Raw genomic sequence first — 15,205 nt, 5'->3', positions numbered from 1 at the left:
TTAGCGAGGTGCCGAGTGGTGGGGCAAGAGCCCTTTTGGTTACTTTTGGGGCTCTTTTCCAAAAGTGACCCGCTGTAAGAGCGGAACCCCTATCAGCCATCACAAAAACAACGGATATACACCCCCACCTCAAACACACCAAATATAGTTAGCCTGCTTCCTTTTACCCCAAGCCCTTGCCATGATGCGCTCACCGCCCGCCCGCGAACGAGTTCCCATGCCTGCCACACAGCCCGCCGCCCCCAGCTCCTTGTCGATCACCCTGCAGATCGTCTCCATCGTCTTCTACACCTTTATCGCGTTTATCTGCATCGGCCTGCCGATTGCGGTGATCCCCGGCTACGTCCACGGCGAACTGGGCTTCAGTGCAGTAATCGCCGGAATAACCATCGGCTCGCAATACCTGGCCACGCTGCTCAGCCGCCCGATGGCCGGACGCATGTCAGACAATGTAGGCACCAAACGCGCGATCGTGCTGGGCTTGAGCGGAATCCTGCTGAGCGGCGTGCTGACATTTATCGCCACGCTGGTACAAAGCCTGCCCCTGCTGAGCCTCGGCATATTGATTGTCAGCCGCCTGTTGCTGGGGGTGGCTCAGGGCCTGATCGGCGTCGGCACCATTAGTTGGTGCATGGGCGCAGTCGGCGCCGAACACACAGCACGCTCGATCTCGTGGAACGGCATCGCCTCCTACGGCGCAATTGCAATCGGCGCGCCGCTGGGCGTGGTGATGGTTGCCGACTACGGCTACACCAGCCTAGGCATCGCCCTCACGGTACTGTCCGCCATGGGCCTGTTGCTGATCCGCAACAAGCCTTCAGTGCCCGTGGTGCGCGGCGAGCGTCTGCCGTTCTGGGCGGTGTTCGGACGTATCGCGCCGTTTGGCACCAGCCTGTGTCTCGCATCGATTGGCTACGGCACCCTCACCACCTTCGTCACCCTCTACTACCTGAGCCTCGGCTGGACCGGCGCCGCCTGGTGCCTGACGGTATTTGGCGTGTGCTTTATCCTGTCGCGCCTGGTGTTCATCTCCGCCATCAACCGCTTCGGCGGCTTCACGGCAGCGATTGCCTGCATGACCATCGAAACCCTCGGGCTCACGCTGCTCTGGCTGGCACCGTCCCCCGGCGTGGCCTTGATCGGTGCAGGGCTGACCGGCTTTGGCTTGTCGCTGGTCTACCCGGCGCTGGGCGTGGAGGCGATCAAGCAGGTGCCCAACAGCAGCCGGGGCGCCGGGTTGAGTGCGTATGCGGTGTTTTTTGACCTGGCGCTGGCGATTGCCGGCCCGGTGATGGGCGCCGTGGCGTTGAACCTGGGCTATTCGTGGATCTTCTTTTGCGCCGCCCTGCTCTCGGTCACCGGCCTGGGCCTGACGTTGATGCTCAAGCGCCGCGCTTACTGATCAGCCGTCTGCAAACCCGCCCGGGTGGATTGCCCGAGGGTGTGATTGAAAAACCGCCCGGCCTCGGAAATCAGGTCGCGGTGGATGCTTTCACGGTCAACCCCGTCGGCATCGGTGCACATCGCGGGCATCGCGGCCAACTGGCTCTCATCGCAAGGCGCCATGAACACAAAGTGCCCTGCCCCGGCCAACAGTTTGAAGTTCGGCGGCTCCGGCAGTTTGCGCGCCAGGGCCTCGGCGTTCTTGTCCACGGCCACCAGCTTGTCGCCGTCGCCGCTGTAGAGCAACACCGGCACATGCACGTCGGCGAGGGTGTGCCGGCCAAACATCAGGCTCAACGGCGCCATCAACATCAACGCGTGGATGCGCGGGTCGGCCTGGGGCTGCAAATCGTCACGGTCGACGATCAGTTCGCCCTTGGTGGTGCAGGCGTCGCGGTCTTCAGGGCGTTGTTGGCAGTAGCGGCGCAGGCGGTCCAGGTCCGGCTTGGCACCGGCCAGGATTAGCGCGGTTTCGCCGCCGGCCGAATACCCGATGACGCCCACCTGATCGACGTTGACGAACGGCGACAGCATTGGGTCGCCGAGGGTGGCGGTGATGGCTTCAGAGATCTGGATCGGGCGCCCATACAGGTTGCTCAAGGTGCCCAGGCGGCTGTGATCCTTGTAGTTGTCGCCGGGGTGCAGCACCGCCACCACGACAAACCCCTTGCGTGCCAGGGAGGTGGCAAGGTCGTGCAGGGCCAGGGGTGTGCCGGTATTGCCGTGGGACAGCATCAACATCGGAAAGCGGCCGATGGCGATTTTCGAGTCTTCAGTGGCCGCGATGTGATAAGTACCCACCTGGGTAACGTGTTCCTGGTCGGTGGACGGATAGAACGCAACGGCCTTCATCGGCTGCAAATCCAGCGGATCAAGAAAAGTCATGCGATGGAAGCCCACACTCCAATGAGGATGCGGAGCGGGCGCGGCTTGCACTGAAATCAGGCCGCCGAGCAGAGAAAGAACCAGGATTGCACAAAGACGCATCATGGGGATGTCCACCTTTGCTGCGTAAGCCCGCGTAGCTGTTGAAATATCCATGGTTCAGGCGCTCGGACGGGCAGGGTTTACCCATGCGTGCATAACCTGGGCCAAAGTAGTGACAGCGGGTAAACGAAAAAACTCCGTACTCCGGTCGCTTTTCAGGCGAGCAGAATACAGAGTTTAGGCGCCTCGAATCAGATTGATATCGAGGAACAGCAAAATTTACACAAGTCTTACGCTGCGGCGAACAACTGGTCGCTGATCAATACATGGGCGTCGCTGAGCGCCTTGGTACGGGCCTCGTCACCGTAAGCCAAGCCGTGGGCACGGACGAACTCGATGTCGGTGATCCCGAGGAAACCCAACAGCACGGTCAGGTAGTCTTCGTGGGCTGCGCCAGTCGGCTGGCCCACATGCAAGCCGCCGGAGGTCGAGACAATGATGACTTTCTTGCCGCCACACAGGCCTTCCGGGCCGGCTTCGGTGTAACGGAACGTTTGGCCGGCGACGGCAATGCGGTCGATCCAGGCTTTCAGTTGGGTCGGGATGGTGAAGTTGTACATCGGCGCAGCCAGCACTACGGCGTCTGCTGCCAGGAATTCGGCCAGGGTGGAAGCGCTCAGGTCGGCTTCGTGCTTTTGCACGGCATCGCGCAATTCGGCGGCGGTGCCCAGGGCGCCCAGGGTGACACCGGAGAAGTGACTGATGGCGTCAGCGGCCAAGTCACGATAAACCACTTCGACACCCGGCTCTGCTGCCTGCCAGGCTTTGACTACACCTGCGCTCAACTGACGGGAAACCGAGTTGTCGCCGAGGATGCTGGAATCGATATGCAATAGTTTCATGGTTGATCTCCAAGTAAGTATCGCCAAGGGCGACTGAATGGAAATAAGCCTACAGATGAAACCAATCGGCGATTAGTCGGGCAAAATGCGATTGTTCGTCCCACTTACAGGACAGTGATTTTAGTGGGATGAGACATAGATGGACGCAGTGGTCGGCGCCGGCAGCGCATAGGTGCGCTTCATCCAGTCAATTTCTTCATGGGGCGTGCGACCAAAGAATCGCTTGAACTCACGACTGAACTGCGAGGCGCTCTCGTACCCGACCTTGGCACAGGCAGTGGCGGCAGTGATGTCGCTTCTAAGCATCAGCAATCGCGCCTGGTGCAAGCGCGTCGACTTCAGGTACTGCATGGGCGAAGTGTCAGTCACCGTACGAAAGTGCGCATGAAAACTCGGCACACTCATCATCGCCTCCTTGGCCAGCTCTTCCACGTCCAGGCGCTGCTCATAACACGCGTGAATCTTGCGAATCGCCCGGGCCACCTTGCCAAACTGGCCCTGGCGATTCAGAGCCGCGCGCATCGAACCGCCCTGCTCCCCGGTGATGATGCGGTAGTAGATTTCCCGCATCAGGGTCGGCCCAAGCACCTGCGCCTCCACCGGCACGCTCATCACTTCCAGAAAGCGCAGCAACGACTCACTGAGCCTGTCGTCCATTGGCGAGGAGTACATGCCTTTTGGCCTGGCTTCGGGCTGCGGCGCCAACGCGTCAAGCTCCAGCATCAGTTCGGCGGCCAGGTTGAAATCCAGGCGCAAATACACCGCGAGCATCGGTTCTGCTTCACTGGCCTCGGTTTCCATGGTGAACGGCACCGGCACCGACACCACCAGGTAGTGCTGGGCGTCGTAGACATAAATGTCTTCACCCAGGTAACCGCGCTTGCGGCCCTGGCACACGATCACAATACCCGGGTCGTAAAGCACCGGAATTCGCGTCAGCGGCCGGTTGGAACGCAGGAAACGCACGTCATCCAGCGGCGTCAGGTTGTAACCCTCAACGGGCGCCAACTGTCCCATCAGCTCGATGATTCGGCGGGTACGCGGATGTTCAAGGCTCATTGGAATGCACTGGCCGGAAAAACCAAAAGGTAACCCGCCAGTACCTTACTGGCCAGCCCTGCTTCCCCCTGTAGGAGCGAGCTTGCTCGCGAAAAACGTCAACGATAACGCGGGTATCCTGAATGCACGCGGTATCCGCGGTTTTTTCGCGAGCAAGCTCGCTCCTACATTTTAGGGTGGATTTGCCTGCGCGGGACGCGGATAGTTCGTCCCACAGACAGGACAATAGGCCCACCATGCAAGATCTGAATGACCTCTACTATTTCGCCAAAGTAGTGGAAGCCGGCGGTTTCGCCGCCGCCGGCCGGCTGCTGGGGATTCCCAAGTCGCGGCTGTCGCGGCGCATTGCCGAACTGGAAGAGCGCCTCGGCGCCCGCTTGCTACAACGCACCACCCGCCAACTGACCCTGACTGCCGTGGGTGAACGCTACCTGCGCCACTGCCAGGCGATGCTGCTGGAAGCAGAAATGGCCGATGAGGCGGTGGCCAGCATGTCCAGCGAGCCCCGTGGCCGGCTGCGCGTCAGCAGCCCGGTGGGCCTGGCTCACCAATTCCTGCAGACCGTGGTGGCGGAGTTTCTCACCGCCAACCCACTGGTGCAGTTGGAGATGAGCCTGGTCAACCGCCGCGTCGACCTGGTGGCCGAAGGCATCGATGTGGCCTTGCGCGTGCGGGAACTCGGGGATGAAGACCCGTTGCTGGTGACCAAACGCCTGCGCCAAGCCCAGACGGCGATTGTCGCCAGCCCCGGCTTTGTGCGTGAGCGGCAGATCAACACCCTGGACGACCTCAAACAATTGCCGGTGCTGGGCGCCCTGGAAGCAGACCGCATGGTGCACTTCCGCATGCTCAGCCCGGAAGGCAACAGCCACGACCTGGTCATGGAAGCCCGGCTGGGCATCGATGATTTCCTGGTACGCAAGGCCTGCGCCCTCGCCGGCCTGGGGTTCACCGTGCTGCCGATGATGTATTGCGAGGAGGAATTGGCCAGCGGCCAGTTGGTGCAGTTGCTGCCCGAATGGTCATTGCCCGGCGGCTGGTTGCAGGCGGTTTACCCACATCGACGTGGCGTATTACCGGCCGTGCGTGCCTGGATCGACCATCTGGATAACACCTTCAAAGGGTGTGGAGACCGTTTGCTATGAGACTGACCGAAGAACAAGTCGCCACGTTTTGCCTGGGCTTGCCCGGTGCGCGGGAAGATTACAAATGGGGCGGCGTGCGGGTGTTTTCGATTGCCGGCAACAAGATGTTTGCCTTGCAGAACCTGCGGGGTGACTCGCTGGCGTTCAAGGTCGACAAGGAGCTGTTCCTGGGCCACGTAGACCGCCCGGGCATCCATCCGGCGCCGTACCTGGCGCGGGCGCAGTGGATCATCATGGAAACGCCCTACCCGCTGGGCGCTGAAGAACTGCGTGGCCTGTTGCAGCGTTCCCACCAATTGGTGGTGAGCAAGCTGCCCAAGCGCACGCAGGTCGGCTTGTTGCTAGAAAATCGAGAGTAGCGTGCCGCCGAGGAACAACCGGTCAATCCAGAACACCTGGTGCAGCAACACGATCAACCAGAACACCACCTGATAAGACACCTTGCGCGTCTTGTGGCGGAACACCTGCTGGGCAATCAACGCCCCCGGCCAACCGCCTGCCAGCTCCACCGCGTGCAGGACGTTTTCCGGGGTGCGCCAACTGTTTTCACGGGCCTTGCGCTTGTCGCTCCAGTACAGCAGGAACGCCACCACACTGACCCCGCCATAGGCCACCAGCGGGATCAGCGAAACCCCGCGATACCCCAGCAACGCCGAACCAAACAGCGGCGCGGCGCACAACAGCACCAACACCAGCGCCTTCAAGCGCGGATGCTGGATGTTCATGGCTTGACGGCTGACCAGTCGATCCAGCCGAACTGCCAAGTGGCCAGAATTACCAGGCCGAAGGCGATCCGGTACCAGGCAAACGCCGCGTAGCTGTGGCTGGCGATGAACTTGAGCAGCGCCTTGACCGCGATCATCGCGAAGATGAACGAGGTGACGAACCCGATGGCAAACACCGGCAGGTCATCGGGCTGGAACAGGTGGCGGTACTTGTAGCCCGAATACACCGCAGCGCCGACCATAGTCGGCATCGCCAGGAAGAACGAGAACTCGGTGGCCGTCTTGCGCGACAGGCCGAACAACAGGCCGCCAATGATGGTGGCACCGGAGCGCGAGGTACCCGGGATCATCGCCAGGCACTGGGCGAAGCCGACTTTGATGGCGTCCTTCCAGGTGATGTCGTCGACGGTTTCGGCGTGCACTTCATGTTGGCGACGCTCGGCCCACAACATGATGATGCCGCCCACTACCAATGCCGCCGCAACGGTGATCGGGTTGAACAGGTAGTGCTTGATCAGGTCGGCGAAAATCACCCCCAACACCACCGCCGGCAATACGGCGATGATCAGGTTGATGGTAAAACGCTGGGCATTGCGTTGGGTCGGCAAGCCGATCACCACATCCAGGATCTTGCGTCGAAACTCCCACACCACCGCCAGGATCGCGCCGAGCTGGATGATGATGTTGAATGCTTCAAAGCGCTCGCCACCGAAGTTGATCAGGTCGGCGACGATAATCTGGTGCCCGGTACTGGAGATCGGCAAAAACTCCGTCAGCCCTTCTACAACGCCGAGTATCAGTGCCTGTACGGCGGTCCAAAGATCCATCGATTCCCCCAAAGGTCATGCCCACGGCATGCCTCGTTCATATTTTTTAGACGTTCACTAACGAAGAATGCGCTGCAAGCACAGCGCAAATAATCAAGGCCGAACTGCGAAAATTCCGTGAAAAATCAGGCAGGACTCAGGTTTTTTGATTCTGGGCCGAAAGCCTATCAGACAAGCCGGAAATGTCGAAGCAGCGCCCAAAATTATAAGAACACGGAGTGCCAGGACCATGAACAGTTTGCGCAGTATGTCCATCAGCCGGCGTCTCTGGCTGATCCTGATCGTCGCCGTGCTGATGCTGCTAACCCTCGGCCTGCTTATGCTCAAGCAGATTCATGGTGACCTTTACCAGGCCAAGAGTGAGCAGACTCAGCGTGTGGTGCAAACCGCCAGCGGGATCCTGACTTATTATCACAGCCTCGAAAGCAGCGGCGTCCTGACCCGTGAGGCGGCGCAGAAGCAAGCCCTGAGCGCAGTGCGCGGGCTGCGGTATGGGAAGGATGATTACTTCTGGATCAACGACCTCACGCCCGTGATGATCATGCATGCGGCCAACCCCAAGCTCGACGGCCAGAACCTGTCGGCCATCCGCGACCCGGACGGCTTTGCGGTGTTCAACGAGTTCGTGATCCTGGCCAAGGCCAAGGGCGCCGGGATGGTGAACTATCGTTGGCCCAAACCCGGGGCTGATGCACCGGTGGCCAAGACCTCCTATATACAGCTGTTCGAACCCTGGGGCTGGATCATCGGCTCCGGCGTGTATGTCGATGACGTGCAAGGCGAGTTCCGGGGCCAGGTGTGGAAAGCCTCAATGGTCGGCCTGGTGATTGCTGTGATCATGGCCCTGCTGGTGGTGCTGATTGCCCGCAGTATCGTGCGCCCGCTGCAGCAAGCGGTGAACGCGATGGCCAATATCGCCAGTGGCGAAAGCGACCTGACTCGCACCCTCGACACCCACGGCCAGGACGAGGTCACTCAACTGTCCCGGCACTTCAACAGCTTTACCGCCAAGTTGCGGCAGGTGGTCGGCCAGTTGCAGACCTGCGCCAATGCGTTGGGCCAGTCATCCACCGAACTGGGCAGCAACGCCAGTGACGCCCATGACCGCAGCCAGCAGCAATCACAGCAGATGGAATTGGTCGCAACCGCGATCAACGAAGTCACCTATGGCGTACAGGACGTGGCCAAGAATGCCGAGCACGCTGCCAGCGAAATGCGCGATGCCCAGGTACAGGCCGAACAGGGCCAACTCAACATCGACGGCAGCCTGCAACGGATCGACCAGCTCTCCAGCACCATCAGCCAGGCGGTGGAGGTGATTCGTACGCTGTCGACTGAAAGCACGCAGATTGGCGGGGTACTGGAAGTGATCCGCTCAATCGCGGACCAGACCAACCTGCTGGCCCTCAACGCCGCCATCGAAGCAGCCCGCGCCGGGGAGCAAGGCCGTGGTTTTGCGGTGGTGGCCGACGAAGTACGGCTGCTGGCCCAGCGCACGCAAAAATCCACGGCTGAAATCCAGGCGATGATCGAGCGCCTGCAAGGTCATTCGGAAGCGGCGGTCAAGGTCATCAGCGACAGCCACCAGGCGTCGCAACTGACCATCGAACAAGCGGGCCAGGCCGGCGCGAGCCTCACCGCCATCGGCCAGGCTTTGCGTAATCTCAATGGTTTGAACGCTTCGATTGCCAGCGCCACGTTGCAGCAGGCGCATGTGGTGGAAGACATCAACCAGAACGTCACCCAGGCAGCCGGCTTGTCCCACAGCACGGCACTGGCGGCGCAGCAGTCCAGCGTCGCGAGTGCACACTTGAAAGGCCTGAGCGAACAACTCGACGGACTGCTCCGCCAGTTCAAGGTCTAACCCGGATCTCTGCTGAAGGTGGCTTCTGTGGCGAGGGGGCTTGTCCCCCGTTGCGCTGCGAAGCGGCGCCAAACCCTGCCACTCGGTTTTCCTGAAAAAACGCGTTTACCTTATTAGGGCTGCTGCGCAGCCCAACGGGGGACAAGCCCCCTCGCCACAGGTGAGCTCTACCCCCGCGCCCACCACTCTGGTTACAATCACCGCCCTCTTCGACTCCCCCAAGGAACCGCCATGTCCGGGCTTGAACTGTTTGCCGCCGCCCTGGGGGTGATCGCTGTCTGGTTGACGGTTAAACAGAACCCGTGGTGCTGGCCCATCGGCCTGGTGATGGTGCTGCTGTACACCTGGATCTTCTTCGATGTGAAGCTCTACTCCGACATGCTCCTGCAAGTCATCTACGCCGGCCTGCAGCTCTACGGCTGGTGGCAGTGGACCCGTGCCGGCGAGGTCAAGCAAGGCCGGCAAGTCACCAGCCTGGGCCTGCAACCGATCCTGCAAGGCCTGGCCGTGGGTGCCCTGGGCAGCCTGTTGCTGGGCGCCGCCATGGCCCACTGGACCGACGCCGCACAACCCTGGCTGGACGCGGCCCTGACCGGCTTCAGCCTGGTGGCGCAGATGTGGATGGCGCAAAAACGCGTGCAGTGCTGGCCGTTGTGGGTTGCCCTGGATGTGATCTTTGTCGGGCTGTTCCTCTATAAAGGCCTGTACCTCACCGCCGCACTCTATGCCTTGTTCACCGTGATCGCCGTGCAAGGCTGGCGCGAATGGCGCGCCGATCCGGCGTTGCACGCATGAAAGTCGTGGTATTGGCCGGCCCGGAATCCAGCGGTAAAAGCTGGCTGGCCGCGCAATTGCAGGCGCATTTTGGCGGTGTGATGGTGGGCGAATACGTGCGCCATTTCATCGACCACCACCAGCGCGATACCACCCTGGCCGATATCCCCGACATCGCCCGTGGCCAACTGGCCTGGGAGGATGCCGCCCGCGCCCGGCAGCCAGACTTGCTGATCCTGGATACCAACCTGCTGACCAACAAGCTGTGGAGCCAGACTTTGTTTGGCGACTGCCCGGCCTGGCTCGACAGCGAACTGCTCGCCCGCCACTACGACCTGCATCTGCTGCTGTCGCCGGAAGACGTGGAATGGACTGCCGACGGCCAGCGCTGCCAGCCGGAGTTTGCCGACCGCTTGGCATTTTTCCAGGGCAGCCTCGATTGGCTGGAGCAACAGCACCTGCCACTGCAGGTGATCCGGGGCAATTGGCAAGCGCGCAGGCAACAAGCATTTTCAGCGGTTAAGCACTTGCTCCCACAGCGCTGAAGACCGGTTATCGGGTCAACGCAGCTCTCCACCCAGGGCACAGGTCAATCCTTAAAAGGAGATTGGCCTATGAACATGCGCATTGTTGCCCGCTTGATCAACTTGCCCGAAGACCGTGGCGTTCGTGTTGAAACCGCCGCCCACAAGCTCCTGCTGGTGCGGTCGGGCAACCAGGTGCGGGCCTATCAGGCGGAGTGTCCCCACGCCGGGGCGCCTTTGGAGCAAGGCGTAATCTGTGACGGGAGGATCATTTGCCCATGGCACAAGGCGGCCTTCCGGGTAGAGGACGGCCAGGTCTGCGAGCCGCCCGCATTGGTGCAGCTCACGCAGTACCCGGTGGAGATTCACGATGGCGTGGTCAGTGTGGGCGACAAAGCGCTGCCCTCTTCATCCGCCCCACAGGCCAGTGATTCCCGCTGCTTTATCGTGATTGGCGCCGGCGCAGCGGGCTCGGCGGCCGTCGCCACCCTGCGCCGCGAGGGCTTCAGCGGCCGCCTGCTGTGGATCGACCAGGAGCAAAATCCTGCTTACGACCGAACCGCCTTGAGCAAATTCGTCATCGCAGGCGAGATGCCGCCCGACGAAACCCCACCGTTGCTGGATGAAGCCAGCTACCGCGACATCCAGATCCACGGCGAAGTCCAAAACCTTGACCCTCACGCCAAATGCCTCCAACTCGTAGACGGTCGCCGCTTCGACTACGACGCGGCGCTGCTGGCCACTGGCGGCGAGGCCAAACCGCTGGATATTCCGGGCACCGTACTCAATAACGTCTTTGTGCTGCGCTCACGAGACGATGCGGCGCGCATCGTTGAGGCTGCGCAACCGGGCAAATGCGCGGTGGTCATCGGCGACAGCTTTATTGGCCTGGAGGCCGCGTCAGCGTTGCGCAAGCGTGGGTTGACGGTGCAGGTCGTGGGCCGTCACGAGATTCCGCTGGCAGCGCAACTGGGCAAGCGCATTGGCGCCTCACTGCGCCAGTTGCATGAAGCCAACGGCGTGATATTCCACAGCGCCAGTGAGCCCGCGCGCCTCGAAGGACATGGTGACGTCACGACGGTCGTACTGAAAAACGGCCATAGACTGGCCGCAGACCTGGTGCTGATGGGAGTCGGTGTAACACCCGCCACCGGGTTCGTCCGCGGGCTGGAAACCGCCGATGACCAATCGTTGAAAGCAGACGCGAATTTGCGCGTCGCGCCAGGTTTATGGGCAGCCGGCGACATGGTGACCTTCCCATGGAACGACCACCCCGTGCGTATCGAACACTGGCGCGTGGCGCAGCAACTCGGGGTGCTGGCGGCGCGCAACATGCTGGGAGCCGAGCAGGCGTTTGCCGATGTGCCGTTCTTCTGGACCTATCACTTCGGCAAGACCTTCGAACTGCTGGGCCATCCCCGCCACTGGAATCAACTCCACGTGGAAGGTCACCTGCAGCACCACCACTTCATCGCCCTGCTCTGCCGTGGCGATGAAGTGGAAGCAGTGGTTGCCTGTGAACATCAGCGGGCGATGGCGCTGCTCTCGCAACGCATGAAGCACCCGCTGAAAAAGGCCGGGGTGCTTGAGCTGATCCGCGGGCTCTAACGATTCTTGCGGGTGCCGAGCTGAATCCAGGTCGGCGCATGGTCGCTGGCGTGGGGCTCGTTGCGCACCCACGCATCCACGCCGGCGCCTTTCAGATAAGGCTTGAGCGCCGGATTGAGCAGCAAGTGGTCAATTCGCAGGCCGGCGTTTTTCTGCCAGTGCTGGCGGAAATAATCCCAGAAGGTATAAACCCGCTCATTGGGATACAGATGGCGCAAGGCGTCCGTCCAGCCTTGCTCCAGCAGGCGCTGGTAACAGTCACGAGTTTGCGGTTGCAGCAATGCGTCCTTGAGCCAGGAGCGCGGGTTGTAGATATCGAGGTCAGTGGGCACCACATTGAAATCCCCGGCCAGCAACACTGGGTGTTCACTGGATTGCAGGTGCCTGGCGTAGTCGATCAGCCGTTCAAACCACGCCAGCTTGTAGTCGAATTTCGGCCCCGGCTGGGGGTTTCCGTTGGGCAAGTACAGGCAGCCCACCAGAACGCCGTGCACAGCGGCTTCGAGGTAGCGGCTTTGATGGTCGGCGTCATCGCCGGGCAAACCCCGGCGGCTTTCCAGCGGTTGCGCGTCGCGGGCCAGAATCGCCACGCCGTTCCACGAGGCCTGGCCCAGGCACAACGCACCGTAGCCGGCTGCGTCAAAGTCGTTGAAGGGAAACAGGCTGTCGGGCGCCTTGAGTTCTTGCAGGCAGACAATGTCGGGCTGTTCCCGCGCCAGCCATTCCAGCAGATTGGGCAGGCGGGCGCGGATGCCATTGATGTTGAAGGTCGCGATCTTCAGCGCTTTCATGGGAAGGGTCCTTCCAGGGCTCTTGGAGTAGAGCTCGGAAGGTGTTCGGTCGTTCCGTTTTCAGGCGCGATTGACTTCAGTAGCCCAACGACAACCCGGTATTGCGCCGTGGGTCATTGGCCCCATAGAAACGGTTATTGCCGACCGGCTTGCCGTCCAGGGACGGTGCGCCCACCAGGATGGCGGCCAGGTGGTTGGCATCCTGCGGGCCGGCGAACTTGTGGCCCCAGCCTTCGAGGATTTTCTGGGTGTCGGGGCTCAGGGCAAAGCGCTCGATATTGGTCGCCTCAGGCAGCCATTGCTGGTGGAAACGCGGGGCGTCCACGGCTTCCTGGATGTTCATCTTGTAGTCGATCACATTGAGGATGGTCAGCAAAGTAGCCGTGATGATACGGCTGCCCCCCGGCGTACCCACCACCATCACCGCTTTGCCGTCCTTGGTGACGATGGTCGGGCTCATGGACGACAGCGGCGTCTTGCCCGGCGCGATGGCGTTGGCTTCACCCTGGACCAGGCCGTACATGTTCGGCACGCCGATCTTGGAGGTGAAGTCGTCCATTTCGTCGTTGAGGATTACCCCGGTCTTGCTCGCCATTACACCGGCACCGAACCAGTCGTTGAGGGTGTAGGTCACCGAGACGGCGTTGCCCCACTTGTCGACGATGGAGTAGTGGGTGGTGTTATTGCCTTCGTGAGGCGAAACCCCGGGCTTGATGTCCTGAGAGATCCCGGCCTTCTGCGGGTCGATGGCGGCGCGCAGTTTGGCGGCGTAGTCCTTGTCCAGCAGGTGCTCGACCGGGTTCTGCACAAAGTCCGGGTCGCCGAGGTAGCTGTTGCGGTCGACGTAGGCGTGGCGCATGGCCTCGATCTGGTAGTGCAAGCCTTGGGCGGAGTGATAGCCGAGGTCGGCCATCGGGTAGCCTTCGAGGATGTTCATGATCTCGCAGATCACCACGCCGCCGGAGCTCGGTGGTGGCGCGGAGACCACGTGGTAGCCACGGTAGTCACACTCGATGGGCGCCAGTTCGCGGGTCTTGTATTTGTCCAGGTCGGCCTGGGTGATGATGCCTTTGCCCGATTGGCTGGAATCGACAATCGCCTTGGCTACCCAGCCTTTGTAGAAGCCGTCGGCGCCCTTGGCGGAGATTTCCCGCAGGGTTTTCGCCAGGTCTTTCTGCACCAGTTTCTGGCCCACCAGCATCGGCTCGCCACCGTGGAGGAAGATGCCGCGCAGGTCCTTGTCTTTCTTGAATTCGTCGGTGGCAGTGTGCAGCAGGTCAATATCGCCCTGCTCCAGGGCAAAACCGTCTTCGGCCAGCTTGATTGCCGGGGCGATCACCTGGGCGCGCTTGAGGGTGCCGTATTTGCTCAACGCCAGTTCCATGCCCGACACGGTGCCGGGTACGCCGACGGCCAGGTGACCTTTGGAACTGAGGTCGGGGACGACGTTGCCGTCTTTGTCCAGGTACATGTCGGCAGTGGCTGCCAGCGGGGCTTTTTCGCGGAAGTCGAGGAAGGTCTTGCGCCCGTCGGCCAGTTGCACGGTCATGAAGCCGCCGCCGCCCAGGTTGCCGGCCGCCGGGTACACCACGGCCAGGGCGTAACCCACTGCCACCGCCGCATCCACGGCATTGCCACCGGCCTTGAGAACGTCCACGCCCACATGGGTAGCGAGGTGCTGAGCCGTGACCACCATGCCATTTTCGCCAGCCACCGGGGCCTGGGAGGCCGCCTGTACACTGCTGACGGTCAGCACCCACGCGGTGGCAATCAAAGTTCGGGTAAACGGTTGGTATTTCATCCCTGCATACTCTGTTTATTAGAAGAACTAGAAAGTAATACGTTTCCGATCCAAGCCCCAGCGTTATGCCGCGTTTGTGACAGAGCCTGTCGGTAACGGAATAATGCCCATGCTATATTCCGGGCCTTTACGCCGCGCAGCAGAGGCTTTTCGATGGTGATCAAGAAGACCGGTATCCGCGCCCAGCAAGCCGACCAGACCCGCGCACGGATTCTCCAGGCGGCGGTCAAGGTCTTCACCCGCGACGGCTATTCCGGCGGGCGTGTGGAAAGCATTTCCCGGGAGGCCGACTCCAACGACCGCATGTTGTATTACTACTTCGGCAGCAAGGAACACCTGTTTGTGTGTGTGCTGGAGCACACCTATGAGCAGTTCAACAAGGCCGAAAGCAAACTCAAGCTCGACCTGACTGCGCCGGTGCAAGCGTTGCAGGCGCTGGTGGGGTTTATCTGGAATTACTACGTCAAGCATCCCGAGTTTGTGGCGATCCTGAGTATCGAGAACCTGCATAAGGGCAAGCATGCGAAGCAGTCGGGTGAGCTGCGGCGGTTGTCTGGGGAGGCAGTTGGGGTATTGCGGCCGATCATTGAAGCGGGCCAGGCCCAGGGGCTGTTTCGTGAGGATGTGGACATCAAGCACGTGTATTTGATGATTGCTTCGTTGTGCTACTTTTATAACTCCAACCAGCACACGCTGAGTTCGTTTCTGGGGGAGGATTTGGCGGATAAGACACAGCAGCAGGATTGGCTGGGGTTTATCAGTGATCTGGTGTTGCGTGGGGTATGCCTGACACCGCCTGTCCAACGGTAGAACCG

General features: G+C 61.2%; 15 protein-coding genes. 8 read left to right on the top strand and 7 right to left on the bottom strand.

The window, feature by feature from the left end; genetic code table 11:
- Nucleotides 1-217: 217 nt before the first annotated feature.
- A complete protein-coding gene (locus SNL23_RS12090; RefSeq protein WP_318302357.1) occupies nucleotides 218-1,402 on the top strand; it encodes an MFS transporter in 1,185 nt (394 codons plus the stop codon).
- On the opposite strand, the gene SNL23_RS12085 is transcribed toward SNL23_RS12090, so the two are convergent.
- The 3 genes from SNL23_RS12085 to SNL23_RS12075 all read right to left on the bottom strand — a co-directional run bounded on the left by SNL23_RS12085 (nucleotide 1,396) and on the right by SNL23_RS12075 (nucleotide 4,331).
- Nucleotides 1,396-2,433: an alpha/beta hydrolase family protein gene (locus SNL23_RS12085; RefSeq protein ID WP_076013584.1), complete on the bottom strand. Its 1,038-nt coding sequence runs from the start codon at nucleotides 2,431-2,433 to the stop codon at nucleotides 1,396-1,398. The genes SNL23_RS12090 and SNL23_RS12085 overlap by 7 nt on opposite strands.
- 227 nt (nucleotides 2,434-2,660) lie before the next feature.
- Nucleotides 2,661-3,272, bottom strand: a complete 612-nt coding sequence (locus tag SNL23_RS12080) for an FMN-dependent NADH-azoreductase (protein ID WP_076013585.1) — start codon at nucleotides 3,270-3,272, stop codon at nucleotides 2,661-2,663.
- A gap of 120 nt (nucleotides 3,273-3,392) precedes the next feature.
- Complete coding sequence (locus tag SNL23_RS12075) at nucleotides 3,393-4,331, bottom strand: AraC family transcriptional regulator (protein WP_318302356.1); 939 nt, start codon at nucleotides 4,329-4,331, stop codon at nucleotides 3,393-3,395.
- Nucleotides 4,332-4,567: 236 nt separating this feature from the next.
- Between SNL23_RS12075 and SNL23_RS12070 the strand changes: the two genes are divergently transcribed.
- On the top strand, nucleotides 4,568-5,476 hold the full coding sequence (locus SNL23_RS12070) for a LysR substrate-binding domain-containing protein (protein ID WP_318302355.1): 909 nt from the start codon (nucleotides 4,568-4,570) through the stop codon (nucleotides 5,474-5,476).
- On the top strand, nucleotides 5,473-5,835 hold the full coding sequence (locus SNL23_RS12065; protein ID WP_076013588.1) for an MmcQ/YjbR family DNA-binding protein: 363 nt from the start codon (nucleotides 5,473-5,475) through the stop codon (nucleotides 5,833-5,835). The genes SNL23_RS12070 and SNL23_RS12065 overlap by 4 nt, the downstream gene beginning before the upstream one ends.
- Here the strand turns inward: SNL23_RS12065 and SNL23_RS12060 are convergent.
- Together SNL23_RS12060 and SNL23_RS12055 are read right to left on the bottom strand one after the other, a co-directional pair.
- The gene (locus tag SNL23_RS12060) at nucleotides 5,818-6,201 is read right to left on the bottom strand and encodes a DUF1294 domain-containing protein (protein ID WP_076013589.1); all 384 of its coding nucleotides are present in this window, start codon (nucleotides 6,199-6,201) and stop codon (nucleotides 5,818-5,820) included. The genes SNL23_RS12065 and SNL23_RS12060 overlap by 18 nt on opposite strands.
- Entirely contained in the window at nucleotides 6,198-7,028 is an 831-nt protein-coding gene (locus tag SNL23_RS12055) for an undecaprenyl-diphosphate phosphatase (RefSeq protein ID WP_076013590.1), read from the bottom strand. The genes SNL23_RS12060 and SNL23_RS12055 overlap by 4 nt, the downstream gene beginning before the upstream one ends.
- 229 nt (nucleotides 7,029-7,257) lie before the next feature.
- Here SNL23_RS12055 and SNL23_RS12050 point away from each other — a divergent pair, with 229 nt between their 5' ends.
- The 4 genes from SNL23_RS12050 to SNL23_RS12035 all read left to right on the top strand — a co-directional run bounded on the left by SNL23_RS12050 (nucleotide 7,258) and on the right by SNL23_RS12035 (nucleotide 11,798).
- Entirely contained in the window at nucleotides 7,258-8,892 is a 1,635-nt protein-coding gene (locus SNL23_RS12050) for a methyl-accepting chemotaxis protein (RefSeq protein ID WP_318302354.1), read from the top strand.
- Nucleotides 8,893-9,123: 231 nt separating this feature from the next.
- Nucleotides 9,124-9,687: a nicotinamide riboside transporter PnuC gene (gene pnuC / locus SNL23_RS12045; RefSeq protein WP_076013592.1), complete on the top strand. Its 564-nt coding sequence runs from the start codon at nucleotides 9,124-9,126 to the stop codon at nucleotides 9,685-9,687.
- Nucleotides 9,684-10,211 carry an AAA family ATPase gene (locus SNL23_RS12040; protein ID WP_167664457.1) on the top strand — a complete coding sequence of 176 codons (528 nt, stop codon included), beginning with the start codon at nucleotides 9,684-9,686 and terminating at the stop codon, nucleotides 10,209-10,211. Before pnuC ends, SNL23_RS12040 begins: the two co-directional genes overlap by 4 nt.
- A 69-nt stretch (nucleotides 10,212-10,280) precedes the next feature.
- A complete protein-coding gene (locus tag SNL23_RS12035; protein ID WP_318302353.1) occupies nucleotides 10,281-11,798 on the top strand; it encodes an FAD-dependent oxidoreductase in 1,518 nt (505 codons plus the stop codon).
- On the opposite strand, the gene xth is transcribed toward SNL23_RS12035, so the two are convergent.
- Entirely contained in the window at nucleotides 11,795-12,589 is a 795-nt protein-coding gene (xth, locus tag SNL23_RS12030) for an exodeoxyribonuclease III (RefSeq protein ID WP_167664223.1), read from the bottom strand. The genes SNL23_RS12035 and xth overlap by 4 nt on opposite strands.
- Nucleotides 12,590-12,665: 76 nt before the next feature.
- The gene (ggt, locus tag SNL23_RS12025) at nucleotides 12,666-14,390 is read right to left on the bottom strand and encodes a gamma-glutamyltransferase (RefSeq protein WP_318302352.1); all 1,725 of its coding nucleotides are present in this window, start codon (nucleotides 14,388-14,390) and stop codon (nucleotides 12,666-12,668) included.
- 153 nt (nucleotides 14,391-14,543) lie between these two features.
- On the opposite strand from ggt, the gene SNL23_RS12020 reads away from it, so the two are divergent.
- Complete coding sequence (locus tag SNL23_RS12020) at nucleotides 14,544-15,200, top strand: TetR/AcrR family transcriptional regulator (protein ID WP_076013598.1); 657 nt, start codon at nucleotides 14,544-14,546, stop codon at nucleotides 15,198-15,200.
- Nucleotides 15,201-15,205 lie beyond the last annotated feature (5 nt).

Origin of the sequence: Pseudomonas sp. SED1 (genome assembly GCF_034044025.1) — a bacterium.
Lineage (GTDB): Bacteria > Pseudomonadota > Gammaproteobacteria > Pseudomonadales > Pseudomonadaceae > Aquipseudomonas.
Note: the sequence above shows the minus strand (reverse complement) of the source record. Positions and strands in the feature narration are given on the sequence as shown.